Here is a 25,187-nt window from a genome sequence, read left to right as displayed (position 1 = left end):
GATCGCGATGGCTTTGCTCGAAGTCGAGAACCTCCAGACCCACTTTCGCACGCCCGGCGGCATCAACCGCGCGGTCGACGGCGTGTCCTTTCACGTCAACGAAGGCGAGACGCTCGCCATTGTCGGCGAGTCCGGCTGCGGCAAGTCGGTGACCTCGATGTCGCTGATGCGGCTGATTCCGGAGCCGCCAGGCAGGATCGCGGGCACCATCCGCTTCGCGGGCAGGGACTTGCTGCAGCTGTCCGATCGCGAGATGCGCGCCATTCGCGGCAACGACATCTCGATGATCTTTCAGGAGCCAATGACGAGCCTCAACCCGGTTCTGACGGTCGGCCGCCAGATCCGCGAGACGCTGATGATCCATCAGGGCCTGGACAAGCAGGCGGCCGAGGCGCATGCGATCGAGATGCTGACGCTGGTCGGCATTCCCGAGCCGAAGCGGCGGGTGCGCGAATATCCGCATCAGCTTTCCGGCGGCATGCGCCAGCGCGTGATGATCGCGATCGCGCTGGCCTGCAATCCGAAACTCCTGATCGCGGACGAGCCGACCACCGCGCTCGACGTGACCATCCAGGCACAGATCCTGAAGCTGATGCTTGATCTCAAGCGCCGGGTCGGTGCGGCGATCATCCTGATCACCCACGATCTCGGCGTGGTCGCCGAGATCGCCGAGCGCGTCATGGTCATGTATGCCGGCCGCAAGGTCGAGGAGGCGCCCGTGGCCGAGCTGTTCCGCTCGCCCCGTCATCCCTATACGCAGGGCCTGCTCGGCGCCGTGCCGCGGCTCGGCTCCTCGCTAACAGGCACCGCGCGGCGGCTGGCCGAAATCCCGGGGCAGGTGCCTGATCTGCGCAAGCCCATCATCGGCTGCGTCTTCGCCGGCCGCTGCGCGCTCGCGACCGATCTCTGCCGCCAATATGCGCCTGGACTTGAAGAGAAGGCGCCTCGGCACGTCGCCGCCTGCCACTATTCCGCCAAGGGGGCCATCGCGGCATGAGTCCTCCGCTGCTCCAGGTCAACGACCTCAAGAAGCATTTTCCGGTCAAAAAGGGCCTGTTCGGCCGCAAGTCCGAATATGTCTATGCCGTCGACGGTGTCTCGTTCGAAATCGCGAAGGGCGAGACGCTGTCGCTGGTCGGCGAGTCCGGCTGCGGCAAGTCGACGGTCGGCCGCGCCATCCTGCGGCTGTTCGACATCACGGCGGGCCAGGTGATCCTCGACGGCCAGCGCATCGACGACGCGCATCCGAGCACGATGCGCCAGATGCGCCGCCGCGTGCAGGTGGTGTTCCAGGATCCGTTCTCGAGCCTCAATCCGCGCATGCGCGTGCGCGACATCCTGGCCGAGCCGATCCGCAATTTCGGCCTCGCCAAATCCGCCATCGATCTCGAAACCCGCGTGACGGCGCTGATGGATACCGTTCGGCTGCCGCGCGAGGCGCTCAACCGCCGGCCGCACGAATTCTCCGGCGGCCAGCGTCAGCGCATCGGTATCGCGCGGGCGCTCGCAGCCGAGCCCGAGCTGATCGTCTGCGACGAGGCGGTCTCGGCGCTCGACGTCTCGGTCAAGGCGCAGATCGTCAATCTCTTGCAGGACCTTCAGCGCGAGTTCGGCCTGGCGCTGCTGTTCATCAGCCATGACCTCGCCATTGTCGAGCACATGACCCACCGCGTCGCGGTGATGTATCTCGGCAAGATCGTCGAGGTCGCGCCGCGCCGCGAGATCTTTGCCGCGCCAAGGCATCCCTATACCAAGGCGCTGCTCTCCGCGGTCCCGCTGCCCGAGCCGGGCGCCCAGCGCAATCCCATCATCCTCAAGGGGGACGTGCCGAGCCCGATTAACCCGCCGAGCGGGTGCCGCTTCCACACCCGTTGCCCATACGTCTTCGATCGCTGCCGCACGGAGGAGCCGACGCTGCGCTCGACCGGACCCGAGCAATGGGTGGCCTGTCACCTCGAAGAGGCGCCGTAGGCCCCTCAGCCCTGGCGGCGCAGGAAACCTGTGATCGTGACTTTCTCCCAGATGCCGGCTGCGGCGAAGGGATCGGCGCGGTTGAAGGCTTCGACCTCGGCGCGGCCGGGCGCCTCGATCAGGAACAGGCTGCCGATCATGTTCGCGCCGTCGTCGGAGACGAGCGGCCCCGACATCACGATCTTGACGCCGAAGCGCGATGTGTCGCTCAGGAAGGCCTTGTGGGCATCGTAATTGGCGAGCCGGGTCGGCAGCGCGCCGGCGCGGTCGAGGGCGTGAATGGCGAACAGCATGATGTCTCCGTTGACGTGTCGGTTTTCTTGTGACGATTCTTGGGACGGCCGCGAAGGCGGCCGTCCGTGCTTGTGATGAGCGGTTGGGCTATTTGGCGCCGAGCTTGCCGGCGTCCTCGAAGGTCGGGCAGGTCCGTTGCTCCAGCGGTACGTCGAACGGCTGGTAATTGTCCTTGGTGATGACGGTCGGCTTCAGCACGATCTCGGAAATGACAGGCTGGTTGCGCAAGCTGCGGATCGCCATCATGGTGCCGAGACACCCTTGCGCAAATCCGTTGTAGTCGCCGCTGGCGAGCAGCTTGCCGGACTTGATCGCGTCGATCGCCTCCTTGGTGCCGTTGATGCCGATCACCTGGGCCTTGCGGTTCGCGCCGTCGAGCGCCTCGATCGCGCCGACCGCCATGGCGTCGTTGGCCGCCAGCACGCCGTCGATCTGCGGGTTCGACTGCATCAAATTCTCCATGACCTGGAGCGCCTGCAGCCGCTGGTAGTTGCCGGGCTGCGAGGCCAGCAGCTTGGCGCCCGAATTCTCCTTCAGCGCGTCGTTGAAGCCGCGGACGCGATCGACATTGGTCAGCGAGCCCTTGACGCCCTCGATGATGACGATGTTGCCCTTGCCGCCCAGCGTCTTGAGCAGGAAGCGCGCGGTTTCGAGTCCGAGGCTGTAATCGTCGGCGCCGACGAAGGAGAGGAACTTGCCGCCGGCGGAGCGGTCGGTGATGTTGACGACGGGGATTTTCGCCTCGTTGATCTTCTCGACGCCCGGCACCATCGCCTTGTAGTCGACCGGCGTGAACACGATCGCGCTCGGCTTCTTCACCACGACGTCCTCGATCTGGCTGAGCTGCTCGGGGATCGAGTCCGGCTTGGTCGGGATGTACTGCAGCGTCTTCGCGTTCAGCGCTTTCGCCATGTTGTCGGCACCGACCCGCACCGTCTGGAAGAACGGATTGGTCTGGTTCTTGGTGAACACGGCGATGGTCTCGCCGTCGGCGCGCGCCTGCGTCGTGAACGCGGCCGCCATCAGCAGCGGCAGCGCCAAATAACCCAGTGTCTGTTTCATGTAGCCTCCATCCCTCATTTTGCTTGTTGGATTTCTAAGAGCTCATTGCGCGCGGCGGCGGGTCTTCATGTCGAGCCAGACCGCGAGAATGACGATGATGCCGGTGACGAGCGGCTGCCAGTTGGCGCTGACCGACAACAGATTCATGCCGTTCAGCACCAGCGTCAGGATCAGCGCACCGATGAAGGTGCCGAACACGGTGCCGACACCGCCGAACAGCGAGGTGCCGCCGATCAGCACGGCTGCGATCGCAGGCAAGGTCAGGCTTTCGCCGATGTCAGCTTCGGCCGAATTGAGTCGCGACAGGAAGATGATCGAGGCCAGTCCCGCCATGGTGCCTGATACCGCGTAGACCAGCAGCAGGCGCCGCGCGACCGGAATGCCGGAGAGGCGGGCGGCGACCGGATTGGCGCCGATCGCATAGATCTCCTGGCCCCAGATCGTGCGCTGGGCAAACAGCGTCCCGATCCCGAGGAACACCAGCAGCAGATAGACCGGGATGGGCAGGCCGAACAGATAGCCGCTGCCGATCTGGCGGAAGCCCGCCGGGAAGCCGTGCAAGGTCTCGCCCGCCATGTACCAATAGGTGAGGCCGTTCAGCACCCAGAGCATGCCGTAGGTGGCGATGAAGGAGGGGATGCGCAGCGCGGTGACCATGATGCCGTTGAGCAGGCCAACGATGCCGCCGCAGGCGAGCCCGGTGAGGATGCCGAGCGCCGGCGAGCCAGTCTTGTGGATCACGGTGCCGGCGATGCAGGCGGACAGCGCGACATTGGCGCCGACGGAGAGATCGAGGCCGGCGGTGAGCACGACCAGCGTCAAGCCGGACGCGATGAAGAAGGTCAGGCTCGCTTGTCTCAGCACGTTGAGGATATTGCCGAGGCTCAGGAAGGAGTCGCTGAGCACGGCGAGCACCGCACAGATCAGCAGCGCTGCGAGCAGGCGGTAGAAGACCTGGATCGCGTCCTGCGACAGGAACGAGCGGGGCGGCGAGAGGGCCTCTTTGGAGATGTCGGTCATGCGCGGCTCCGCAGGCCGTCGAGGAACAGGGCAACGATGACGAGGACGCCGACGCTTGCGACCTGCACCGAAGAGGGCATCGAGATCAGGTTCAGCCCGTTGCGCAACACGCCGACCGCGATCACGCCGAGCAACGTGCCGAGCAGCCAGCCATTGCCGCGCTCGAACGAGGTACCGCCGACCGCGACCGCGGCGATGGCGTCGAATTCGAGACCGAGGCCCGCGGTCGGGTGGCCGGAATTCATGCGCGCGGTCATCAGCAGGCCGGCGATGCCGGCCATGGCGCCGCCGATCGCGTAGACCGCGATCAGCAGCTTGTTCGGCGAGAGGCCGGCATAGCGCAGCGCCTCGCGGTTGCCGCCGAGCGCGAAAATGTAGGTGCCGAAGCGGGTGTGGTAGAGCAGTCCGTGGAAGGCCGCATAGGTCACCAGCGCCATCACGATGGGCACTGGCACGCCCAGAAGCGTCGCCGAATAGATGTCGCGCACGCTGTGGGGAATGCCGACCACGCTCTGGCCGTCGCTGACGATCAGCGACAGGCCCTGCGCCATGCCGAGCGTGCCCAACGTTGCGACGAAGGGCGGAATTCCGACGATGGCGACCAGCCAGCCGTTGGCGAAGCCGAAGGCTGCGCCGACGAGAAGCCCAGCGCCGAGACCCAGCAGCATCGACTTGGTCGCGAGCGACACGATGGCAACGCAGAGCGAGGTCAGCGTCAGCACCGCGCCCATCGACAAATCCAGCCCCTCGGTCATGATGATCAAGGTCATCGGCAGCGCCAGCATGGTCAGGATGGTCGACTGCACCAGCACGTTGGAGAGGTTGGCGACCGACAGGAAGCCGGGCGCGATCGCGCTGAACAGGGCGATCAGCAGCACCAAGACGATGGCAACGCCGGGAATGCGTTGCAGCGGATTGGGTTGAAAGACGACCGCGGCTTCACGCATGATGCATCCCCAGTCGCACGATGTTCTCCTCGGTCAGTTCGCTGCGGGTCAGGTGTCCGGCGATGCGGCCTTCGCGCATCACGTAGGCGCGGTCGCAGACATGGCAGATCTCGACCTGCTCGGACGAGATCATCAAGGCCGCCGCGCCTTCGGCGACCAGCCGGTCGATCAGCGCAAAGATCTCGGACTTGGCGCCGATGTCGATGCCGCGCGTCGGCTCGTCGAAGATGAAGAGCTTTGAGCCGGCCGCCAGCCACTTGCCGATCACGACCTTCTGCTGGTTGCCGCCCGAGAGCAGGCCGACGGTCTGGCGCGCGCTTGGCGTTGCGATGCGCAGCTGCCGGATCAGGCCGTCGGACGTGCGCTGCGCGCTGCGCTGGTCGAACAGGCCGCTCGGGAACAGTTTTCGCAGCGCCGACACCACCAGATTGTCGCTCACGGACCGCAGCAGGGCGAGGCCCTCGCTCTTGCGGCTCTCCGGGATCAGCGCGATGCCGCGGCGGGCGGCAAGGTCAGGCTCGCCGGAGATGGCCTTGCCGTCGAAAATGATCTCGCCTGACGTCACGGCATCGGCGCCGAAGATGGCGCGGGCGACCTCGCTGCGGCCGGAGCCGACCAGGCCGCACAGGCCGACGATCTCGCCCCGGCGCACCTCGATGTTGATATCGGAGATGCCGCTCGATGCGCTCAGGCCCTTGACCTCGAGCAGAAGTTCGCCGGGCTTGTCCGCGAAGTTGCGCGGATACGTCATGTCGACGTTGCGGCCGACCATCATGCGGACGAGCTGGTCTGGCGTGACGTCGGCGGGGCGAACGCCGTCGATGCGGCGGCCGTCGCGCAGCACCGTGATGCGGTCTCCGAGCGCGAACACCTCGGCCATGCGGTGGGAGATATAGACGATGGAGACGCCGTCGGCCTTCAGCCGCGCGATCAGGGCGACCAGCAGTTCGGTCTCGCGGTCGGACAGCGCCGCCGTCGGCTCGTCCATGACCAGGATGCGCGCGTTCTGGCTGATCGCCTTCGCGATCTCGACCATCTGCTGCTGCGCCACCCCTAACTTGTCGACGGTGGTAGAGGGATCGATCTCGAACCCGATCGTGCCGAGCACGCGCCTGGCGTCGGCCAGGATCTTGCGGCGGTCGATGGTACCGGGAATGCGGCCCTTCGGCTCGCGGCCGAGGAAGATGTTCTGGGCGATATCGAGGTGGGGGACCAGCGAGAATTCCTGGAAGATCACGGCAATGCCGAGCTTCTGCGCATCCGCGGTCGAAGAGATCGCGACCTTGTCGCCCCTGTAATAGAACTCGCCGGCATCAGCACGGTAGGCGCCGCACAGCACCTTCATCAGGCTCGACTTGCCGGCGCCGTTCTCCCCCAGCAGCATATGGACTTCGCCGGAGTAGACGGCAAAGGAAACATCATCCAGCGCCTTGACGCCGGGAAACTCCTTGCTGATGCCGCGCAGCTCCAGAAGAGGCGCGGGTGAGGCGGGCTCGATAGCCAATGCGGCGCTGCTCATGCGTGCACTCCGCTCGCGAAGATCTTTCCGGGATTCATCAGTCCATCAGGATCGAGCGCGGTCTTGATCGACCGCATCACATCGACGGCCTCGCCGAGTTCATCGGCGAGATAATCGATCTTGCCGAGCCCGATGCCGTGCTCGCCGGTGCAGGTGCCGTCCATGGTGATGGCGCGGGCGACCATCCGGGCCTGAAGTGCCTTGGCGCCCTCGGCCTCATCCGGCTTGGCCGGGTCGATCAGGATCAGCATGTGGAAATTGCCGTCGCCGACATGGCCGACGATCGGGGCGGTAAAACCGTGCTCGTCGGCGTCGCGCCGGGTCTCGGTCAGGCATTCGGCCAGCCGCGAGATCGGCACGCAGACATCGGTGATCACGGCGCGTGCGCCGGGCCGCAAGCCCAGGCCCGCATAGAGCGTGTTGTCGCGGGCGTGCCAGAGCCGGCTGCGGTCTTCCTGCGCCTTCGCCCAGGCAAAACCATGGCCGCCATGGTCGGCCGCGATCGCCTGCGCGGCTTCGGCCTGCTCGGCAACGGAGGCCTCGGAGCCGTGGAATTCGAAGAACAAAGTGGGGGCTTCGCGATAGCCGAGCTTTGCGTAGGCGTTGATGCCGCGCATCATGACGTCGTCGAGCAGCTCGATGCGTGCCACGGGGATCGCGGACTGGATCACGGAGATCGCAGTGTCCACGGCATCGTGCAGGGTGTCGAAGCTGCAGACCGCGGCTGAGATCGCCTGCGGCACGGGATGCACCTTCAATGTGACCTCGGTGATGACGCCGAGCGTGCCTTCGGCGCCGACGAACATCCGCGTCAGATCGTAACCGGCGGCCGATTTGCGCGCGCGCCTGGCGGTGCGGATCACGCGCCCGTCGGCCAGCACCACTTCGAGCGCCATGACATTGTCCTTCATGGTGCCGTAGCGCACCGCCATGGTGCCGGACGCGCGGGTGGAGGTCATGCCGCCGATCGAGGCGTCGGCGCCGGGATCGATCGGAAAGAAAAGTCCGGTGCCGCGCAGCTCGGCATTGAGCTGTTTGCGCGTGATGCCGGGCTGCACGACGACATCCATGTCGCTCTCATGCACCGTCAGCACCTTGTTCATGCGCGCGAGGTCGAAGCAGACGCCGCCGGCGACCGCGGCCGCATTGCCTTCGAGCGAGGTGCCCGCGCCGAACGGAACGATCGGCATGCCCGCGCTGGCGCAGAGCTTCACGATTTCCGCGACCTCCTGCGTGGTTTCAGGGAAGACGACGATGTCGGGGGGCAAATTGCGATAATGCGATTCGCTCTGCCCGTGCTGATCGAGCACGCCGCGCGCAACGCTCGCGCGCGGGCCGATCATGCCGATGAGGCGATCGGCCAATATGCTCGTGCTGACCCGCGGTCCCATCCTTAGCTCCCGTCTGCTCCCTGTTGCCGGACTCTTGTTGGTCCTTCGTCTAGCCTAGGCGGCTCTCGCGTTGCTCGCGACCTGCTTCAGGCCGAAATCGTAATTGAGGTGGAAATAGTCGCGCTCCACCATGCGACCATCCGGCGCACGGCCGGCAGGGTGGCCAGTGAATTCGCGGATCAGGCTGTCCTTGACGCCGAACACCACGTCAGAGTCGAGATATTTGTCACCGGCGACGAACACATGGGTCACGAGCTGCTCGAAACCGGGCGCCGAGATCATGAAATGCACATGCGCCGGACGCCAGGGATGGCGGCCCTGGACCTCCAGCATCTCGCCGACAGGGCCGTCATGCGGGATCGGATACGCCGCCGGCTTGATCGACCAGAAATGGAAGCGGCCGTTGGCGTCGGTATGAAAGCGCGCGCGCATCGCGAGATCGCCGATGTCGTCGAGCTGCTGCACATCGTAATAGCCGTCGTCGTCGGAATGCCAGACATCGACGATGGCGCCGGCAAGCGGTTGTCCGTCGACGGACGAGACCGAGCCGGTGACCAGCATGGGATCGCCTTCCATCGGGCCGGAGATATCGGCGCCGCTGTCCTTCTCCGGTGCGGCCTGGACGAAGAACGGGCCGAGCACCGTCGTCTCGGTCGCCCCCTCCGGCACGGGATGGTTGATCGCGTCGACCAGCATGGAGACGCCGAGCGTGTCGGACAGCAGGATGAACTCCTGGCGCTTGTCGTCGCACATGTGCCCGGTGCGGGTCAGGAAATCGATGCCGTATTCCCATTCCTTTTGGGTCGGCCGGACCTCGCGGACGAAGGCATGCAGGTGGCGCACCAGCGCTTCGCTGACCTCCTTGATGCGCGGATCGGTCGCGTCCTTGATCCGCTCCAGCACCGCGTCCGTGATCGTGGTCTCGTTGAAGTTGCGCATAGGTGTCTCCGCGATCAGAGTTTGGGTTCGCCAAGCCCGGACAGACGTTCCAGGTGCTTGACGGTCGCGATGAAGTCGGTGTCGCCGTCGCCCTGCGCGACCAGTGAGCCATAGGTTTCGCGCACCTGCGCCGCGAGCTGCAGCGGCACGCCTACGGCGTGGCCGGCGCCGAGGATGAGATCGAGATCCTTGGCCATCTGCTTGCAGGAGAAAGTCGACTCGAAATCGCGGGACCGCAGCGGCGCGGTCTTGTACTTCACCATCGGCGAGGCGACCGCGCTATCGTCGAGCACCTTCAAAATGTCCTGCCAGGCGATGCCGCCCTTGCGCGCCAGGGCCAGGCTCTCGGCCATCATCGCCGCCGAGACTGCGATCATCAGATTGACCGAGAGCTTTGCGTAGCGGGCTTCCTCGGCCGGCCCGAGATAGGTCTGGGCGCGGGTGAAGGCGGCGAACAGAGGCTTGGCGTTGTCGAAGGCGTCCTTCGGCCCGGAGACGAAGCAGGTCAGGGCACCGGTATGAACGATGCTGGCATTGCCGGAGACCGGCGAACGCAGATAGGCAATGCCGCGAGCTTGTGCAGCGGACGCAACTTCGGTGGAGGCCTCGACGCTCACGGTGCTGGTTTCGATCAGAACAGATCCAGCAGCCATCGCGGCGATCAGACCAGCGGGGCCGAGCAGCGCGCCGCGCAAGGCGGCGTCATCCGGCAGGGATGTGATAACTGCAGCCTTGCCGCTCACGGCCTCGGCCGGCGAAGCGGCAATCGAAATGCCTTGCGCACGCGCCTCGTTGATCCGGGCTGCGCTCTGATCGAATGCGGTCACGGCGTAGCCGGCCTTGGCGACGAGCGCCGACATCGGCAGGCCCATCTTGCCGATCCCGATGAAAGCGACATTCCTTGAAGCGTCGGTCATTGATCTCATCCATTGGCGCCTTCAGGCGGCGCGTCCCTGTCGTTCGATGTCCTGCACCAGCCGCCGGCCGGATTGGGCCAGCAGGTCCTTCTTCGTCTCCAGCCCCTCGATCAGCAGCTGGCCGTGCCGCTTCTTCCAGGTGCCGCCGATCATGACTGCCTCGATATTGGCGAGGCTCGTCTGCATCACGATCGTCGCGACGGGATCGTGCACCGGGACAAGGTTGAGATCGGATGCGTTGATGATGACGAGGTCAGCGAGCTTGCCCGGCGTCAGCGAGCCGATCTGGCCTTCGCGGCCGAGCATGCGGGCGCTTTCGGTCGTGATCCAGCGCAGCGCTTCGCGGACGGGGATCGTGGTCGTCGCCGGAATGGTGCCGCTCACTTGACGCGACTCCGCATTGTCGAGCGCTCGCTGCATCGACAGCGCGACGCGGGCGACGGAGAAGAGATCGCCGGCCAGCACGGATTCCAGGTCGATCCCGATGGTCGGGCGCACGCCGCGCTTGAGCAGCCGGCCGGTGATCGGAAAACCGTGGCCCTGGATCATCTCGTTCTCCGGCGTCACCGAGAAGGAGACGCCGAGGTCGACCATCTTGTCGAGGAGATCGTCGGGCAGATCGTTGCCATGAACGATGTTGATGCCGGCGCCGACGAGGCCGGCCTCGATCAGCTTCTCCCAGCCGCCGGGTGTCTTGGCCGGACCGCCGCCTTGATGCATGGATGCGATCAGGTTGAGCTCGCGCGCCAGGCGGAAGTCGTGCATCGCGACGTCGAGCGTCGAATAATGCGGGCCGAGAATGGCAAGCCCGAGCGTAACGAGGCCGTCGCGGTCGGCGAGGGGACCTGCCAGCAGCCGCTCGACTTCGCGGCGCGGATGCGGAATCTCGGAGAAATGCGGCTCGCCGGGCTTCGGCTCGGGTTTTGGCGAGCCGTGGAAGAAGGCGGCACGGATGCCGCTCTCGATCAGGCCGCGCACGGCGGCGTCGGTATGAGCGGGGGTCGGATTGTTGTGGCACCAATCGACCAGGGTGGTGGTTCCGCAATTGATCTGGTTCAGCGCACCGACGAGGGTCGCAATGTAGATGTCGCTGGGCCGGAACACGGTCGCGAGCCCGGCATGCATGCGACGGAAATATTCCAGCAGCGTCCAGTTCGCGGCATAGCCGCGCAATGCCGTCTGCCAGGTGTGCATATGCGCGTTGATCAGGCCAGGGATGACGATCCGGCCGTTGCCGTCCACGATCTCGGTTTCGGAAGCGCCGCTGCCGAGCTCGATCGATGGGCGCACATCGACGATGCGGCCGCCCTCGACCAGCAAATCGCCGGTGTTGAGATCGCCAATCGCATCATCCATGCTGATGATGACCGCGGATTTGATCAGCGTGCGCCGCATCGCTTCAGGCCGCCGCTTTGGTGGTAACAGGCGGCTCGCCGGCCCAGGCGCGGGCGATCAGCTCGCGGATCGCGTTGCGCTCGAGCGGGCGCGGATTCCAGTAGGCGTTGGTGACGGCGAGATCAGCCGCCTTGTCGATGCCGCTTTCGGGCATGCCGATGTCGCGCAACGCCAGCTTCGTACCCAGCCGCTTCGCGAGGTCGTAGAGCCCCTGGGACGCGTCGACCGCGCCGATCGCGCGCGAGATCCGCGCCATCGCATCCGGCACCGCCGGTGCGTTGTAGGCCAGCGCATGCGAAAGCACGATGGTGTGGGTCTCGGCGTGCGGCAGATCGAACGTGCCGCCGAGCGTGTGGCAGAGCTTGTGATGCAGCGCCATGCCGACGGTGCCGAGGCAGACGCCGCACAGCCAGGCGCCGTAGAGTGCCTCGGTGCGGGCCTCACGGTCATCGCTTTTGGCCGCAATGGCGGGGAGGGCGCGCGCGAGCGCGCGGATGCCTTCTTCCGCCATCAGCGATGTCACGGGATTGGTGTCGCGCGCATAGAGCGCTTCAACCGCATGCGCGATCGCGTTGATGCCGGATGTTGCAGCGAGGCTCGCCGGCAGCGTCAGGGTGAGATCGACGTCGTAGATCACGGTCTCGGGCAGCACGGCTGCGTCGCGCACCGTGGTCTTCAGGCCGTTCTCGGTCTGGCCGACGATCGGCGTCATCTCCGAGCCGGCATAGGTGGTGGGAATGCAGAGCTGGTTGACGCCGGTGCGCAGGGCCAGCGCCTTGCCAAGGCCGGTGGTCGATCCGCCGCCAAGCGAGACGACGCAATCGGCCTCGCATGCCTTCATCGCCGCGAGCGCCCGCTCCGTGACCTCGACCGGCGTATGCATGGTCGCGCCAGGAAAGATGCCGGCAAAAAGCGAACCGAGCGCAGCCCCCAGGCTCTTGCCTTGCGCCTCCTGCTGCGGCGTCGTCAGCACCAGCGCGCGCTTGCCGCCGAGCCGCTCGATCTCGGCTTTGGCCGAGGCCAGCGTTCCGCTGCCGAACACGACGCGGCAGGGCAGGTTTTCAAAGGTGAACGAACCGATCATGCGCCGGTCTCTTTGATGGGATAATCGACCTGGAATCGTCCGATCCGCAAGTCGCCTAGCGCCTCGCGGACGCGCAAATGTTCGGGGTGGGTGGCATAGGCGGCGAGTGCGGCCTGGTCGGCAAATTCGGAGAACAGCACCACGTCGCAGGCGTAATCGACATCGCTGACGTCAACGCCGACCTCGATGTGGGTGAGGCCGTCGATCCGGCCGCGCAGGCCCTCGAACAGGGTCTTGACCTTGAAACGGGCCGCGGAGCGCTCCGCGGGCGTCTCCCCGCGTAGCCGCCACATCACGATGTGCCTGATCGGGCCCGACATTTCCCAGTTTCCTCGCCTGCTATCTTGCTTGTGTTCTGGCCATTTTGACTTGCGGGATGTGGAAATAAAGGTCAATATTTGTAAGTCTCTTTTTCTAAAAGTGGAAAAATGGATCGCCTGCTGCAGTTGGAGGTGTTCTCCAAGACGGCTGAGCTCGGCAGCCTGTCAAAGGCCGCCGAGGCCTTGCGCATGTCGAATGCGGCGGCGAGCCGCCATCTCAGCGCGCTCGAGGAGCGCCTTGCGGTCAGGCTGATCGAGCGCAACACACGCAGGCTGTGGTTGACGGAGGCGGGGCAGGAGCTGCTGGAGCGCTCCAGCCGGGTGCTGAGCGAACTGGCGGAGGCCGAGGACATCGTCAGCGATCGCGCGCTGTCGCCGCAGGGTACGCTGCGGGTCACGAGCTCGCTGTCCTTTGCGGTGATCTATCTGGCGCCGATGCTGCCTTCCTTCCGCGCGCGCTATCCGAAGCTCAACATGCAGATCACGACCGCCAACCGCTATCCCGATTTCATCGAGGCCGGCATCGACGTCGCGATCCGGACGCGCGAGCAGGAGCCGGATTCGAACATCATCGTCCGCCGCATCGGCCAGATGCGGCGCGTGCTCGCCGCCGCGCCTTCCTATCTCGCAAGCGCCGGCGAGCCGGAGCAGCCCGCCGATCTCGCGCGCCACAACATGCTGGTCTACAATCTCGCGAACGATCCCTATTCGCTGCGCCTGCGCAAAAGCCATGGCGCGCAGACCGTCCGCATCACGCCGACGCTCGACAGCAATGACGGCCAGGTCATTCGCGGCGCGGCGCTGGCAGGGCTCGGTATCCTCATCCAGCCGCTCTACATCGTCCAAAGCGACATCGCGGCGGGCCGTCTCGTCCCGGTGCTGGTGGATTGGGAGCTGCCACTGCTCACCATGAACATCGCCTACCAGAACCGCGCCGGGCTGCCCGCCAAGATCAGGGCTTTTTCCGACTTCCTCGTCACCCACATCCGCGAGCATTCGGAGCCGGGAATCTGGATGGACGCGACGAAGTGAGCGGGTAGCAGCCATGTATCTCGGCATCGATCTCGGCACCTCGGCGGTCAAGACCGTTCTCGTCGACGGCGCCCAGCGCGTGATTGCAAGCGAGAGCCGGCCGTTGACGACCACCTCGCCGCTATCAGGCTATTTCGAGCAGGACCCCGCGCAGTGGATCGATGCAACCTTCGCCACGCTGGATGCCTTGAAGGTGACGCATGCCGGCGCGTTGGCGGCTGTCGAAGGCATTGGACTGTCAGGGCAGATGCATGGCGCCACGCTGCTCGATGCGAGCTCGAGACCGTTGCGGCCCTGCATCCTCTGGAACGACGGACGCTCCGCCGCCGAGTGTCGTGTCCTGGAACGTCGCTGGCCCGACTTGCGCGCGACGTCGGGCAACAAGGCGATGCCGGGATTCACCGCGCCGAAGCTGCTCTGGATCGCGACGCACGAGCCCGAGATCTTTGCGGCGACGAAACTCGTTCTGCTGCCAAAGGCCTATCTGCGCCTGGTGCTGAGCGGCGAGGCCATCGAGGACGTCTCGGATGCATCGGGATCGCTGTGGCTCGACGCCGCGCGCCGGGACTGGTCGGACGCAGCACTCGCAGCGACCGGCCTGTCGCGCGATCACATGCCGCGTCTGGTCGAGGGATGCGCGCCCGCGACCACGCTGCGCGGCGAGCTGGCGCGGCGTTGGGGCATGACCGGACAGCCGGTGATCGCGGGCGGTGCCGGCGACAATCCGGCAGGCGCCGTCGGCATCGGCGCGGTCCGGCCGGGAACCGCGTTCGTGTCTCTGGGAACCTCGGGTGCCTTGCTGGCACCGACCAGCAGAATCGCTGCCAACCCGGACCGCGCGGTGCATACGTTCTGCCACGCCATTCCCGGCATGTGGATTCAGGCCGGCGCGATCCTCTCGGCCGCCTCCTGCCTGGCCTGGATCGCGCGCCTGTTCGGCGCCACTGAGGCCGAGTTGCTGGCGCCGCTTGGATTGCGCCCGCAGGCGCCGTCGCCTGTGAGCTTCCTGCCTTATCTGGCGGGTGAGCGGACACCGCACGATGATCCCGCCGTGCGCGGCATGCTGGATGGTTTGAGCCATGGCACCGATCGCGGGTCGATCGTGCAGGCGGTGCTCGAGGGCGTTGCCTTCGCGCTTGCCGATTGCCGCAACGCGCTCGCGGATGCCGGCATCGCCATGACGGAAGCCGACGCCATTGGCGGTGGTTCACGGTCCCGGTTCTGGCTCTCGGTGCTGGCAAACGTGCTGAATGTTCCGGTCCATCGTTTTGCCGGAGGCGAGACCGGCGCGGCGTTCGGTGCGGCGAGATTGGGGCGGCTTGCTGTCACCGGTGAGGCGATCGCCGCCGTATGCACGCGGCCGCAGCGCATCGAGACGTTCGAACCCGACGCAAGACTGGTCGATGCCTATGCCGAGCGGCTTCCCGCCTGGCGCGAACTGTATCGGCCGCGCCACTAGCATCGCCTCGACGTTGCATTCCCGTGTGTTCGGTATTGCTCTGTGCCACGGCCTTTTGTTTAATGCGTGAACCGCGCTGACAAAATCATTGAGACGCGGGTAGGAAACGCATTGTGCGTCGGGAGGCACGATGAACCATCCGATCCTGGAGATGCGTGGGGTCTCAAAATCCTTCTTTGGCATCAAGGCGCTGCGTTCCGTCGATCTCACCGTCTATGCCGGCGAAATTCATGCCCTGATGGGTGAGAACGGCGCCGGAAAGTCGACGCTGATGAAGATCTTGTCCGGCGCCTACAGGCCCGATCCCGGCGGCGAGATCCGCATTGAGGGAAGCCCGGTACGGATCGAAGGTCCGCTCGGCGGCCGCGCGGCGGGCATCTCCATCATCTACCAGGAGCTGTCGTTGGCTCCCAATCTCAGTGTTGCCGAGAATATCTATCTCGGCCGGGAGCTATCGCGAGCAGGCTTGCTGGCACGCGGCGCCATGCGCGAGGGCGTCGGCCCCATCCTGAAACGGCTGGGCGCGGACTTCCTGCCGTCGACGCTGGTGGCGCACCTCTCCATGGGCCAGCGGCAACTGGTCGAGATCGCGCGTGCGCTGCACGTCAGGTCAAAAATCCTGATCATGGATGAGCCGACCACCGCGCTGTCGGCCGGCGAGAGCGCGCGGCTGTTCGCGCTGATCCGCCAGCTTCGCGCCGAGGGGCTTGCCATCATCTACATCTCGCATCGCATGGACGAGGTCTACGCGCTCGGCGACCGCGTCACCGTGCTGCGCGACGGCCGGCTGGTCGGGGCGCTCGACAGGCAGGACATCCGCGCCGACACCATCGTCCGGCTGATGGTCGGGCGTGACGTCTCCTCGTTCTACAAGAAGGATCATGATCCGGAGGCGGGGCGGGGGCATCCCGTGCTCGCAGCGATCGACATGGCCGATGGCCGGCGCGTCAAAGGGTGCTCGCTGACCGTGCATGCGGGCGAGGTGGTCGGCCTCGCCGGCCTGATCGGCGCAGGTCGCACCGAGCTTGCGCATCTCATCATCGGCGCGGCGCCCAGGACCTCCGGCCGTGTCGAGCTGGAAGGACGCCCGGTCGACATCCGCACGCCGGGTGAGGCGCTCGACATCGGCGTCGCCTATCTGACCGAGGACCGCAAGGCGCTCGGCCTGTTCCTGGACATGTCATGCCTGGACAACATCAACCTCGCGGTGCTCGGCCGGGATGCCCGGATCGGTTACATCCTCGATCGCGACAAGGCCCGCGACCGCGCCAACAGGGCGTTCGCCGCGCTCGGCATTCGCGCCGCCGATATCAACGTCACCGTCGGCGCATTGTCCGGCGGCAACCAGCAGAAGGTGCTGCTGTCGCGCCTGCTTGCGACCACGCCAAAGGTCCTGATCCTCGATGAGCCGACGCGCGGCGTGGATGTCGGCGCCAAGTCCGAGATCTATTCGATCATCGACAATCTTGCCAAATCCGGCACCGCAATCCTCGTCATCTCGTCCGATCTGCCCGAGATCATCGGCATCTGCGACCGAGTCGTCGTCATGCGGGCAGGACATATCGCCGGTGAAATCGAGCGTGGCGCGACGTCGCCCCTGAACCAGGAAGACATCATGGCGCTCGCCACGGGGATGGAGCAACTCGATGCATGACGGCTCTTCAAAGACGGACGCCGCCGCCGCCGCGGGCCTCGCGGCCGCGCAGGAGACGAAGCGTCAGCGCATAAGGCTTCTGATCCGCGCCGCCGGCATGCTGCCGGTGTTGTTGATCTTGTGCGGCGGCTTCCATTTTCTGTCGGAAGGCCGCTTCTTCACCGGACAGAATCTCGGCATCGTGTTGCAGCAGGCCGCAGTGAACACCGTGCTCGCCGCAGGCATGACCTTCGTCATCCTCACCGGCGGCATCGACCTCTCGGTCGGCTCGATCCTGGCGGCGTCCGCGATGGCCGGGTTGACCCTCTCCAAGCTGCCGGAGCTCGGGATGCTGTGGCTGCCGGCCGCGCTGCTCACGGGCCTCGGCTTCGGCGTCATCAACGGCGCGCTGATTGCGCTCCTCCGCCTGCCGCCTTTCATCGTCACGCTCGGCTCTCTCACCGCCGTACGCGGCCTGGCGCGACTGCTCGGGGCCGACACCACCGTCTTTAATCCTTCCATTCCCTATGCCTTCATCGGCAACGGCTCGCTGACGCTCGTTCCCGGCGTCGCGTCGATCCCGTGGCTCTCGGTGATCGCCTTGCTCGTCATCCTCGTCTCGTGGCTGGTGCTGCGCCGGACCGTCCTCGGCGTGCACATCTATGCGGTGGGCGGCAATGAAAGCGCGGCGCGGCTTGCCGGCATCAAGGTCTGGGCCGTGCTGATCTTCGTCTACGGCATCTCGGGACTCTTCGCCGGGCTCGGCGGCGCCATGCAGGCGGCGCGGCTCTATGCGGCCAACGGTCTCCAGCTCGGTCAGTCCTACGAGCTCGATGCGATCACCGCCGTGATCCTCGGCGGCACGTCGTTCGTCGGCGGCATCGGCTCGATCTGGGGCACGCTGGTCGGCGCGCTGATCATCGCCGTCCTGTCGAACGGCCTGATCCTCGTCGGCGTCTCGGACATCTGGCAATATGTGATCAAGGGCCTGGTGATCATCGGCGCCGTGGCGCTGGACCGCTACCGGCTGCAGGGCTCCGCCAGAACCTGAAAGGGTTCGGCGCGCACCTGAGTGCACATGGTGTGATGCGAGGTTCCGTTGCGGCAACTGGTCTGCCGTGCCGGATAAGAATACAGACCAGGGAGGAAGCCAATGTTGAAGACGATCACGCTCGCCGGCGCCGCGATGGCGCTTGCCCTAAGCACCGCGCCATCCTTCGCCAAGGAACTCAAGTCGATTGGCGTCTCGCTGGGTTCGATGGGCAATCCGTTCTTCGTCGCGCTGTCGAAGGGCGCCGAGTTCGAGGCCAGGAAGACCAACCCCAATGTGAAGATCACGACGGTCGGCTTCGAATACGACCTCGGCAAGCAGGTCACCCAGATCGACAATTTCATTGCCGCCGGCGTCGACCTGATCCTGTTGAACCCCGGCGATCCCAAGGCGATCGGGCCGGCGATCAAGAAGGCGCAGGCGGCGGGCATCGTGGTCGTCGCGGTCGACACCGCGGCCGAAGGCGCCGACGCCACCATAACCACGAACAACGTGCAGGCCGGCGAGATCTCATGCCAGTACATCGTCGACAAGCTGGGGGGCAAGGGCGACGTCATCATCGAGAACGGGCCGCAGGTCTCGGCCGTGATCGACCGCGTCGTCGGCTGCAAGAACGTTCTCTCGAAGAATCCCGGGATCAAGGTGTTGTCCAGCGACCAGGACGGCAAAGGCTCGCGTGAAGGCGGTCTCACCATCGCGCAGGGCTATCTGACGCGCTTTTCCAAGATCGACGCCATCTTCGCCATCAACGATCCGCAGGCGATCGGCACCGATCTCGCGGCGCGCCAGCAAGGCCGCAGCGGCATCGTCATCACCGCGGTCGATGGCGCGCCCGACATCGAGGCCGCGCTGAAGGATCCGGCGGCGCCGCAGGTCCAGGCGTCCGCTTCGCAGGACCCGTTCTTCATGGCGCGGCGCGCGGTGCAGGTGGGCGTCGGCATTCTCAATGGCCAGAAGCCGGCCTCGACCGTCGAGCTCCTGCCGTCGAAGCTCGTGACCAGGGACAACGTCGCCGAGTACAAGGGCTGGACCTCGGATCGTTCTCAGTAGAACGCCGCCTCCTGCGGGAGCGGTCGAAGCACGAGATGACGGACGGCGTTGTGATCCACGCCGTCCGTCGTGCCACGCGCTAGCAGGCGGTATGGGGACTGGTTCGCGGGGACAATACGACCGATGGAAATTTGCTTGCGAAGGCCCGGGTCTTGGGTTGAACACGCGATCCGTCGATCACCTCGAGCCGGCCGCAGCGGTTCAGCGTGTGCAGCTTTCTGCCGGGCCATGCCGGTCCGGGTCTGAGGGAGTGGCGGACGACCTGCTTGAACGTCGTCGGAGACAGTTCGATCACTTCCGCGAGGCCGAGCGCTGCGCCATATCCGTCGGCGCAATCCTGCACCGGCCGCCACAATTTGCCATCGATGGTGACGAAATTCCCCGCGGGTCGCGCGCTTGCGCGATCGATCAGGACCGGGTTGCTGGCATGGGGCAACCAGGGGCCGAACAGGTGCTCGGCGTAATAGATCGCAAGCGAATCCGAATAGCCGCCGGTTCCGTCTCGCCAGGCTCCGAACAGGTAGTTCAGACCGTTGTGCTGCGTGATGGTCACATCGGCCAGTTCGAGGCCTGAGAGCAGCGTGGCGTGTCGCTCCCATTTGTCCGGAAACCGAATGCATTTGTAGAGCGCGACGTCCCCGTGGAGCGAGCTCTCCGGGATCATCCACAACTCGCCATTGTCCTCGATCAGGAACGGATAGGACAGGTGCCAGGGCTCCTCCAGCATGGGCACGACCTCGCCGACCGGGCCGGCGTCGCCGAACTCGACTGCCGAAATGATGCCCTTTCCAACCCGATGATCGAGATCTTCGAAGTAGACGAATGTTCGTCCCTGCCACGTGATGGGGAAGGGATCAGCGTAGAAATGGTTTCCGGGATCGGCGAGGACGTTCCAGCCAGGCCCGGAGAGATCTCCCGTCTGCCAGACACCCGCGCCATCATTGAAGCGCCATCCGACATGCCAATGCGGGGCATAGCAGCAGAGGCGGTAGATCTCCTTGGCGATCGATACGGCGAGGCCGCGCACGACATAGGCCGCCGGCGGCCGGCCGTTGCCGGCTCGGGCCTGGCGTGCCAGCTGAGGCACGATACGCGGCCGTCCCGACAGGATGGCCGCCACCATGGTCAGGGTTCGCGCCATGACCGTTTCGAGCCCACCGCTCAAACCGGCCGCGATCTCTGCGGAGGGATGGCCGCGATCGAGCACCGCGCCGTCGACCTCGTTGACGATCTCGATCACGGGCAGGTCGCCGGCGAGAATCGCCGCGAGTGCCGCGTTTTCACCTGCAGTTCCGTTGAACAACGGGCGGAGATACAGCCGGGCCGAACAGTCCGGATCGCGCGCGGCGCTCGTGAAATCGACGATCACATCGGCCGTGCCGGTGCGGGCCTGCGTCTGTTCCGGATCGATCTTCAGCCCGTCGGCGCCGCTGTGCCTGCCTTTACGCAGCACCACGCGCTCGAGCTCGAACAGGGCGTCGAGCCCCGCGGGCCGTGGCTCCGCCGTTGCAGTCAACGCGATTTGAACCGGAACGTCCCGGCCGTCGATCGACAGCGTCTGGCGGTGCATCCACCGCCGCGCATGGTCACGTTCGCAGAGAAACTCGATGATCATGTCGAGCCAACCTATTCCAACGCATCGGCTCAGACGACCCGATTGAGGATTTGAACGTATTCCTCAACCATCGCATCGACCGAATAGCGCAACCTCAGGCCTTTGGCATTCTTTTGCAGTTCGTCGCTCAGTGCTTGGTCGGTCAGAAGTCTGGAGACGGCAGCCGACAGCTTCGCTTGATCTGAAGCATCGACAAAGAGGGCAGTGGGCTTTCCTTCGAAGGACAGCACCTCGCGCAGCACGGGAAGATCCGTGACAACCGAGGGAACGCCGGCGTTGGCGGCCTCGACGGCGGCGAGGCCAAAGGTCTCGGCCTGCGTCGGAAACACGAATATGTCGAGACAGGCGAGAAAATTCGCGATCTGGCGTGGCGCGATTTCGCCGAGCAGATGCAATCGGTCCGAGACGTTCAAATCGTCCGCAAGCTGCCGCAGTCGCGCTTCGTCGGCACCCTGGCCGGCGAGTGCAAGGTGCCACGACGGTTCATCCGGCAAGAGGCGTATCGCTGCATCGAGCCGCTTGTGCGGATGCAGCCTCGCCGCGCAGCCGAGCAGGACGCGGTCCGGCGGCAGGTTGAATTTCTGTCGTGCGGCGCCCTTCGGCAGGATGAGGGCCTTGTCCTCGAAGCCGTGCGGGACATGCACCATGCGCGACCGGTAGGCCTGCGGGTAGCGCGAATACTCGCGCTCCATGTCCTTCGAGTTCAGCGTGATGCGGTCGAAGAAGCCGACGCTGCCCATGACGATGTCGGCCGCGCGGATCGGCCAGCTCATCGACAGCGCGGATGAAACCTGGTTGGCGACGACAGGGGCGCGGCTGACGAGGCGCGTCACGCCCGCGCCGATGACGTTGCCGAAATGCTGGAAGGTCAGGACGGCGTCGGGGCGCGTGGCTCTGATCTGACCGCCAAGCGTCCACAGCATCCGCAGCAGCGCAACCGGATTGCCCGGACGGCTCGATGCGCAATAGAACGTCTCGGGCGGCTCGTCGAACGAATCCGATTTGCGGAAGAAAAACAGGTTGGAGACGCGATGGCCGCGCGCGGAGAGGCCGGCGCCGAGAAGCCTGGAGATCTCCTGCGCACCCGCGTTTTCGGCCTGGGTCTGTACGAGAAGGACGTGCAGCTTTCGTTCGCTGCCGTTCAGCCGCGCGAGTTCTGTCGCGGTCGTCTCGCCCAATTCCTTGTTCGGCTGGTAGTGGAGCACGGATCCCGACCGCTAAAGAAACGAAATCTTCACCTTCTTAACCCCGTACCTATCATGCAGGCATCGGGCAGACACCGACTAGCAACAAACGGAGTTAATGCGCGAGCCGCCGATTGCCGCGTTCTCGCGGGAATTCTGCTGGTTCCCGGATGGTGCGCAGCGAGCGCGTTAACCAACGGGGCCTGCGCGCGCCGTCGCGGATCAACCAGGCCATCGTACGGTTGACGCCTATTCGGCGGAGTCGGCGCCGCGAACCGCATAGCGGCCGCGACGCCACGCCGAGAAGCGCAACAGCACGAGAACCGAAGGATCGACCCCGGTTCGCCGCCGGCACAAGATATTGAGCGCGATGGTCGTGAGCGCCAGCGACACGGTGGCCGCAATCGCCGCGCCAAGCACGCCGAGCCAGGGGATCAGGACGAGGAATCCGACCAGTCTCAATGCGACATTTGCGGCGACGACGGGGACGTAGATGCGTTCATGGCCGGTCAACTGCAGGATCGCCGCCGACGGACCGCCCGCGGCCTGGATGGCCGTTCCGATCGCGAGCACGATCAGCACCGAGTGCTGCTCGGTGAAATGAGGCCCGAACAGGTTGAGGAGATAGGGGCCGCCGATCCAGATCATGGCGAGGCCTGCGACCACGCAAAGCGCGGTCACTTCCGCCATGAGCTGCAGCGTCCGCTCGAATTCCTGGTGATTTTTGCTGAAGTAGAGCGAAGGAAGCCGGCGCGCGCCGAACGAGTACAGCGCGGCGGAGAGCATGGCGAAGATGTTGGCGAGGCGTGACGCCGCGAAGTAGATGCCGGCGGTCGCCGGATCCAGCATCCAGTAGACCAGAATGACGTCGAAATACTGGTTCGCGACTTCAAGGATGGACGCAAGCCAGAAATGCAGCGCGCTCGATCGCCAGCGCGATGCTTCGGAATTCGCTGCTGTCGTGCGCAAATCCGGCAGCACCCGTACAATCGCAATGATCTGTGCGACGAGGCCCACCGACATCGCAATCGTCATTGCGGCGATCAGCTCGGCGGGATCGAGCTTCCGATGCCCGAACAGCATGGCGAGCAGAAACAGCACGACGAAAACCCGCCAGAAGAACTCGCGGTTGCCTTCGCCCATGATAATGCTGACCAGCGAACGCGCGATCTGGCTGCCGAGCATCAATCCAGCACTCACGGCGGTGTAGGCCGAGACGGCGAGGATCAGCAGCCACAAATCCCCTCTGAAGTGCGCAACCAACGCAACTGCGGCGATCGCGATCAGCATCGCGATGGCGGAAATCCTGAAGCTGGAGAGCAGGAGGCCCTTGGTGAGGTCGGGCCTGTCGCCGACCTCATACTCGTTCAGGAACCGCACCAGCAATGCTTCCTGACCGACCAGTCCTACGACGGCGGCGATCTGGGCCACCGAAAGCCAGGTCGCAAAGATACCGAATCCGTCGGGTGTCATCGTTCGCGCGGCCAGCGAGAACAACGCAAACGCGAGCGCGCCGCTACCAACCTTCAGGAGGATGGTCCCGACGACACCGCGCGTGACGTCACGCCGCAGAAATTGAACAATGGAATCGATCATCGAAGATGCTGAGCGTTCCCCGAAGATGGGCGTTGCAAGGACGGCGAGAGCCTAGCATGCCGGAAAAATGCGAGTGTTAATGCGCGGTCTTCAGGTCCCGTCGTCTGTCGTCGACGAAGGTCGTACGCCGCTGCTTCACTGCGGAACAGCCGCGTCCGTGATGTGCCAGATTGAGCGGGCACCGGCTCGACCGAAAAGCGGCGCGATGTCGTGCCGGTGCAAGGTGCGGGGCGAAGCCGGCCGGCTTGCGGCTGTTCGAGCATTGGAATGGCCTCTCTGGAACGAATTCGGACGCTTGGTCTCACGAGACAGCAGCATTTCGAGGTCGTTCCGAGCAAGGCGCGTGCCGGGACGGATGAGTCCGGCGACCCGTTAACCTCAATCGCCGGAAATGATCGCGTTTGGCTCTGCGATACGACATCAGGCGAGGGAATTGCACATGGAACCACCGTTAACCGTGGAGCCCTAAACCATGACGACGGATAGACCCGTGACCGAGCCGAGCGCTGCAGCTGCGACTGCGGCGATCGTCGCAGACATCGCGATCGTCGGTGGCGGCCTTGCGGGATCGCTCGCCGCGTCCGTGCTGGCGCGGGCGGGGCATCGCGTCGCACTCGTCGACAAGCGCGCGGTGCATCCGGACGAATTCCGGGTCGAGAAGCTCGGTGGCCAGCAGCTAGAGATGTTCCGCAAGCTGGGTTTCCTCCATGCGCTCGAGAACGTCGCCTGCCGGTATGACCGGGTGCTCAATATCCGGGAAGGCAAGGTCGTCGATGTCAGCGTCGGCCAGGCTTACGGGTTTTCCTATGCCGGCCTCGTTGCCATGGCGCGCAGCCAGCTGCCCGATCCGTCCAATCTGATCGTCGACGAAGTCACCGCAATCAGCCCCAGCGACGATGTCCAGCATATCGAGCTTGCGTCCGGACGGCGCCTTGAGGCGCGGCTCGTCGTGCTCGCCACAGGCATGGCGGGAGCGCTCGGCTACAAGCTCGGCATCAAGCGGCGCGTGCTGGCCGAGCGCCATTCGGTGTCGTTCGGCTTCACGATCGCGCGCCGCGATGGCACGCCGTTCGATTTCGAGGCGCTGACCTGTTACGGCGAGCGCACCGCTGACGGCATCGACTATCTCAGCCTGTTCCCGGTGCCATCAGGCATGCGGGCCAATCTGTTCATGTTCCGCGACCCGACCGATCCGATCATGCGCGAGCTGCGCCGCGAACCGGAAGCGACCGTCCTGCGGCTGCTGCCGGGACTGCGGCCTTACCTTGGCGATTTCCACGTGACCGACAAGGTGCAGAACTGGGTGATGGATCTGACCGTGGTGGAGGGACACCTTCAGCCCGGAATCGTCCTCATCGGCGATGCGTTCCAGACCAATTGTCCCGCCGCCGGCACGGGCGTCGCCCGCCTCCTGGTGGACGTCGATCGCCTTTGCACGGAGTACGCGCCGCGCTGGCTCGCAAGCGCCGGCATGGGCACGGAGAAGATTTCGCAGTTCTATTCCGATCCCGACAAGCTCGCGGCAGACCAGCGGTCGCTGAAAATGGCGCGCTTCCGTCAGGCCCTGACGTCCCGCAACGATATCGAATGGGATGTGCGGCGGCGGTTGCACTTCCTGCGGCGCAGTCTCACGCATCGTGTCGATCAGATGCATCCGGGCTGGCTCGGACGCGTCCGCGGCGCGCTCCGCGCCTGAGCTCCGCGCTCC

At 65.3% G+C, this 25,187-nt stretch carries 22 protein-coding genes; 8 read left to right on the top strand and 14 right to left on the bottom strand.

Annotated elements, in window-relative coordinates; genetic code table 11:
• Positions 1 to 7 precede the first annotated feature (7 nt).
• Both ABIB95_RS02015 and ABIB95_RS02010 read left to right on the top strand, forming a co-directional pair.
• Positions 8 to 997, top strand: a complete 990-nt coding sequence (locus ABIB95_RS02015; RefSeq protein ID WP_354237726.1) for an ABC transporter ATP-binding protein — start codon at positions 8 to 10, stop codon at positions 995 to 997.
• Positions 994 to 1,971, top strand: coding sequence for an ABC transporter ATP-binding protein (locus tag ABIB95_RS02010; RefSeq protein ID WP_071915428.1), 978 nt, complete (start codon positions 994 to 996; stop codon positions 1,969 to 1,971). The genes ABIB95_RS02015 and ABIB95_RS02010 overlap by 4 nt, the downstream gene beginning before the upstream one ends.
• A gap of 5 nt (positions 1,972 to 1,976) precedes the next feature.
• Here the strand turns inward: ABIB95_RS02010 and ABIB95_RS02005 are convergent, their stop codons facing one another.
• The 11 genes from ABIB95_RS02005 to ABIB95_RS01955 all read right to left on the bottom strand — a co-directional run bounded on the left by ABIB95_RS02005 (position 1,977) and on the right by ABIB95_RS01955 (position 12,859).
• Entirely contained in the window at positions 1,977 to 2,264 is a 288-nt protein-coding gene (locus ABIB95_RS02005) for a YciI family protein (RefSeq protein WP_248882321.1), read from the bottom strand.
• A gap of 88 nt (positions 2,265 to 2,352) precedes the next feature.
• Positions 2,353 to 3,327, bottom strand: coding sequence for a sugar ABC transporter substrate-binding protein (locus ABIB95_RS02000; protein ID WP_354237725.1), 975 nt, complete (start codon positions 3,325 to 3,327; stop codon positions 2,353 to 2,355).
• Positions 3,328 to 3,369: 42 nt separating this feature from the next.
• Positions 3,370 to 4,347, bottom strand: coding sequence for an ABC transporter permease (locus ABIB95_RS01995; protein WP_014496503.1), 978 nt, complete (start codon positions 4,345 to 4,347; stop codon positions 3,370 to 3,372).
• Complete coding sequence (locus ABIB95_RS01990) at positions 4,344 to 5,294, bottom strand: ABC transporter permease (protein WP_354237724.1); 951 nt, start codon at positions 5,292 to 5,294, stop codon at positions 4,344 to 4,346. Before ABIB95_RS01990 ends, ABIB95_RS01995 begins: the two co-directional genes overlap by 4 nt.
• Positions 5,287 to 6,813, bottom strand: coding sequence for a sugar ABC transporter ATP-binding protein (locus ABIB95_RS01985; protein ID WP_354237723.1), 1,527 nt, complete (start codon positions 6,811 to 6,813; stop codon positions 5,287 to 5,289). The genes ABIB95_RS01990 and ABIB95_RS01985 overlap by 8 nt, the downstream gene beginning before the upstream one ends.
• Positions 6,810 to 8,204 carry an FAD-linked oxidase C-terminal domain-containing protein gene (locus ABIB95_RS01980; RefSeq protein ID WP_354237722.1) on the bottom strand — a complete coding sequence of 465 codons (1,395 nt, stop codon included), beginning with the start codon at positions 8,202 to 8,204 and terminating at the stop codon, positions 6,810 to 6,812. Before ABIB95_RS01980 ends, ABIB95_RS01985 begins: the two co-directional genes overlap by 4 nt.
• 54 nt (positions 8,205 to 8,258) lie before the next feature.
• Positions 8,259 to 9,143, bottom strand: coding sequence for an intradiol ring-cleavage dioxygenase (locus ABIB95_RS01975; protein ID WP_354237721.1), 885 nt, complete (start codon positions 9,141 to 9,143; stop codon positions 8,259 to 8,261).
• A 14-nt stretch (positions 9,144 to 9,157) separates the two neighbouring features.
• Positions 9,158 to 10,060 (bottom strand): NAD(P)-dependent oxidoreductase, encoded by a 903-nt coding sequence (locus tag ABIB95_RS01970; protein WP_354237720.1) that lies wholly within the window; start codon positions 10,058 to 10,060, stop codon positions 9,158 to 9,160.
• Between the two features lie 21 nt (positions 10,061 to 10,081).
• Positions 10,082 to 11,455 (bottom strand): amidohydrolase family protein, encoded by a 1,374-nt coding sequence (locus ABIB95_RS01965; RefSeq protein WP_354237719.1) that lies wholly within the window; start codon positions 11,453 to 11,455, stop codon positions 10,082 to 10,084.
• 4 nt (positions 11,456 to 11,459) lie between these two features.
• Positions 11,460 to 12,539 carry a maleylacetate reductase gene (locus ABIB95_RS01960; RefSeq protein WP_354237718.1) on the bottom strand — a complete coding sequence of 360 codons (1,080 nt, stop codon included), beginning with the start codon at positions 12,537 to 12,539 and terminating at the stop codon, positions 11,460 to 11,462.
• Positions 12,536 to 12,859, bottom strand: a complete 324-nt coding sequence (locus ABIB95_RS01955; protein ID WP_354237717.1) for a Dabb family protein — start codon at positions 12,857 to 12,859, stop codon at positions 12,536 to 12,538. The genes ABIB95_RS01960 and ABIB95_RS01955 overlap by 4 nt, the downstream gene beginning before the upstream one ends.
• Positions 12,860 to 12,967: 108 nt before the next feature.
• Here ABIB95_RS01955 and ABIB95_RS01950 point away from each other — a divergent pair, with 108 nt between their 5' ends.
• From ABIB95_RS01950 to ABIB95_RS01930, 5 genes are all read left to right on the top strand, one after another.
• On the top strand, positions 12,968 to 13,891 hold the full coding sequence (locus ABIB95_RS01950) for a LysR family transcriptional regulator (protein WP_071915418.1): 924 nt from the start codon (positions 12,968 to 12,970) through the stop codon (positions 13,889 to 13,891).
• Positions 13,892 to 13,904: 13 nt separating this feature from the next.
• Positions 13,905 to 15,350 carry a xylulokinase gene (xylB, locus tag ABIB95_RS01945; protein ID WP_354237716.1) on the top strand — a complete coding sequence of 482 codons (1,446 nt, stop codon included), beginning with the start codon at positions 13,905 to 13,907 and terminating at the stop codon, positions 15,348 to 15,350.
• 130 nt (positions 15,351 to 15,480) lie between these two features.
• Positions 15,481 to 17,004: a sugar ABC transporter ATP-binding protein gene (locus ABIB95_RS01940; RefSeq protein ID WP_354237715.1), complete on the top strand. Its 1,524-nt coding sequence runs from the start codon at positions 15,481 to 15,483 to the stop codon at positions 17,002 to 17,004.
• A complete protein-coding gene (locus ABIB95_RS01935) occupies positions 16,997 to 18,034 on the top strand; it encodes an ABC transporter permease subunit (RefSeq protein ID WP_166351726.1) in 1,038 nt (345 codons plus the stop codon). The genes ABIB95_RS01940 and ABIB95_RS01935 overlap by 8 nt, the downstream gene beginning before the upstream one ends.
• A 102-nt stretch (positions 18,035 to 18,136) precedes the next feature.
• The gene (locus tag ABIB95_RS01930; protein ID WP_135215839.1) at positions 18,137 to 19,084 is read left to right on the top strand and encodes an ABC transporter substrate-binding protein; all 948 of its coding nucleotides are present in this window, start codon (positions 18,137 to 18,139) and stop codon (positions 19,082 to 19,084) included.
• Between the two features lie 79 nt (positions 19,085 to 19,163).
• Here ABIB95_RS01930 and ABIB95_RS01925 read toward each other — a convergent pair whose 3' ends face one another.
• The 3 genes from ABIB95_RS01925 to ABIB95_RS01915 all read right to left on the bottom strand — a co-directional run bounded on the left by ABIB95_RS01925 (position 19,164) and on the right by ABIB95_RS01915 (position 23,479).
• A complete protein-coding gene (locus ABIB95_RS01925) occupies positions 19,164 to 20,699 on the bottom strand; it encodes a glucosamine inositolphosphorylceramide transferase family protein (protein WP_354237714.1) in 1,536 nt (511 codons plus the stop codon).
• Between the two features lie 29 nt (positions 20,700 to 20,728).
• Positions 20,729 to 21,904 carry a glycosyltransferase family 4 protein gene (locus ABIB95_RS01920; protein WP_354237713.1) on the bottom strand — a complete coding sequence of 392 codons (1,176 nt, stop codon included), beginning with the start codon at positions 21,902 to 21,904 and terminating at the stop codon, positions 20,729 to 20,731.
• A gap of 228 nt (positions 21,905 to 22,132) precedes the next feature.
• Entirely contained in the window at positions 22,133 to 23,479 is a 1,347-nt protein-coding gene (locus ABIB95_RS01915) for a lipopolysaccharide biosynthesis protein (protein ID WP_354237712.1), read from the bottom strand.
• A 472-nt stretch (positions 23,480 to 23,951) separates the two neighbouring features.
• Here ABIB95_RS01915 and ABIB95_RS01910 point away from each other — a divergent pair, with 472 nt between their 5' ends.
• On the top strand, positions 23,952 to 25,175 hold the full coding sequence (locus tag ABIB95_RS01910) for an FAD-dependent oxidoreductase (RefSeq protein WP_354237711.1): 1,224 nt from the start codon (positions 23,952 to 23,954) through the stop codon (positions 25,173 to 25,175).
• The last annotated feature ends 12 nt before the right edge of the window (positions 25,176 to 25,187 follow it).

The sequence above is a fragment of the Bradyrhizobium sp. LA2.1 genome (genome assembly GCF_040547725.1).
GTDB lineage: Bacteria > Pseudomonadota > Alphaproteobacteria > Rhizobiales > Xanthobacteraceae > Bradyrhizobium > Bradyrhizobium barranii.
The sequence above is the reverse complement of the archived record's forward strand: the minus strand, read 5'-3'. Positions and strand labels throughout refer to the sequence as shown.

Bases quoted from the DNA above. Each gene is read 5' to 3' on its own strand.
- ABIB95_RS02015 (WP_354237726.1), top strand. From the start codon at position 8: ATGGCTTTGCTCGAAGTCGAGAACCTCCAGACCCACTTTCGCACGCCC.
- ABIB95_RS02010 (WP_071915428.1), top strand. From the start codon at position 994: ATGAGTCCTCCGCTGCTCCAGGTCAACGACCTCAAGAAGCATTTTCCG.
- ABIB95_RS02005 (WP_248882321.1), bottom strand. From the start codon at position 2,264: ATGCTGTTCGCCATTCACGCCCTCGACCGCGCCGGCGCGCTGCCGACC.
- ABIB95_RS02000 (WP_354237725.1), bottom strand. From the start codon at position 3,327: ATGAAACAGACACTGGGTTATTTGGCGCTGCCGCTGCTGATGGCGGCC.
- ABIB95_RS01995 (WP_014496503.1), bottom strand. From the start codon at position 4,347: ATGACCGACATCTCCAAAGAGGCCCTCTCGCCGCCCCGCTCGTTCCTG.
- ABIB95_RS01990 (WP_354237724.1), bottom strand. From the start codon at position 5,294: ATGCGTGAAGCCGCGGTCGTCTTTCAACCCAATCCGCTGCAACGCATT.
- ABIB95_RS01985 (WP_354237723.1), bottom strand. From the start codon at position 6,813: ATGAGCAGCGCCGCATTGGCTATCGAGCCCGCCTCACCCGCGCCTCTT.
- ABIB95_RS01980 (WP_354237722.1), bottom strand. From the start codon at position 8,204: ATGGGACCGCGGGTCAGCACGAGCATATTGGCCGATCGCCTCATCGGC.
- ABIB95_RS01975 (WP_354237721.1), bottom strand. From the start codon at position 9,143: ATGCGCAACTTCAACGAGACCACGATCACGGACGCGGTGCTGGAGCGG.
- ABIB95_RS01970 (WP_354237720.1), bottom strand. From the start codon at position 10,060: ATGACCGACGCTTCAAGGAATGTCGCTTTCATCGGGATCGGCAAGATG.
- ABIB95_RS01965 (WP_354237719.1), bottom strand. From the start codon at position 11,455: ATGCGGCGCACGCTGATCAAATCCGCGGTCATCATCAGCATGGATGAT.
- ABIB95_RS01960 (WP_354237718.1), bottom strand. From the start codon at position 12,539: ATGATCGGTTCGTTCACCTTTGAAAACCTGCCCTGCCGCGTCGTGTTC.
- ABIB95_RS01955 (WP_354237717.1), bottom strand. From the start codon at position 12,859: ATGTCGGGCCCGATCAGGCACATCGTGATGTGGCGGCTACGCGGGGAG.
- ABIB95_RS01950 (WP_071915418.1), top strand. From the start codon at position 12,968: ATGGATCGCCTGCTGCAGTTGGAGGTGTTCTCCAAGACGGCTGAGCTC.
- xylB (WP_354237716.1), top strand. From the start codon at position 13,905: ATGTATCTCGGCATCGATCTCGGCACCTCGGCGGTCAAGACCGTTCTC.
- ABIB95_RS01940 (WP_354237715.1), top strand. From the start codon at position 15,481: ATGAACCATCCGATCCTGGAGATGCGTGGGGTCTCAAAATCCTTCTTT.
- ABIB95_RS01935 (WP_166351726.1), top strand. From the start codon at position 16,997: ATGCATGACGGCTCTTCAAAGACGGACGCCGCCGCCGCCGCGGGCCTC.
- ABIB95_RS01930 (WP_135215839.1), top strand. From the start codon at position 18,137: ATGTTGAAGACGATCACGCTCGCCGGCGCCGCGATGGCGCTTGCCCTA.
- ABIB95_RS01925 (WP_354237714.1), bottom strand. From the start codon at position 20,699: ATGATCATCGAGTTTCTCTGCGAACGTGACCATGCGCGGCGGTGGATG.
- ABIB95_RS01915 (WP_354237712.1), bottom strand. From the start codon at position 23,479: ATGATCGATTCCATTGTTCAATTTCTGCGGCGTGACGTCACGCGCGGT.
- ABIB95_RS01910 (WP_354237711.1), top strand. From the start codon at position 23,952: ATGACGACGGATAGACCCGTGACCGAGCCGAGCGCTGCAGCTGCGACT.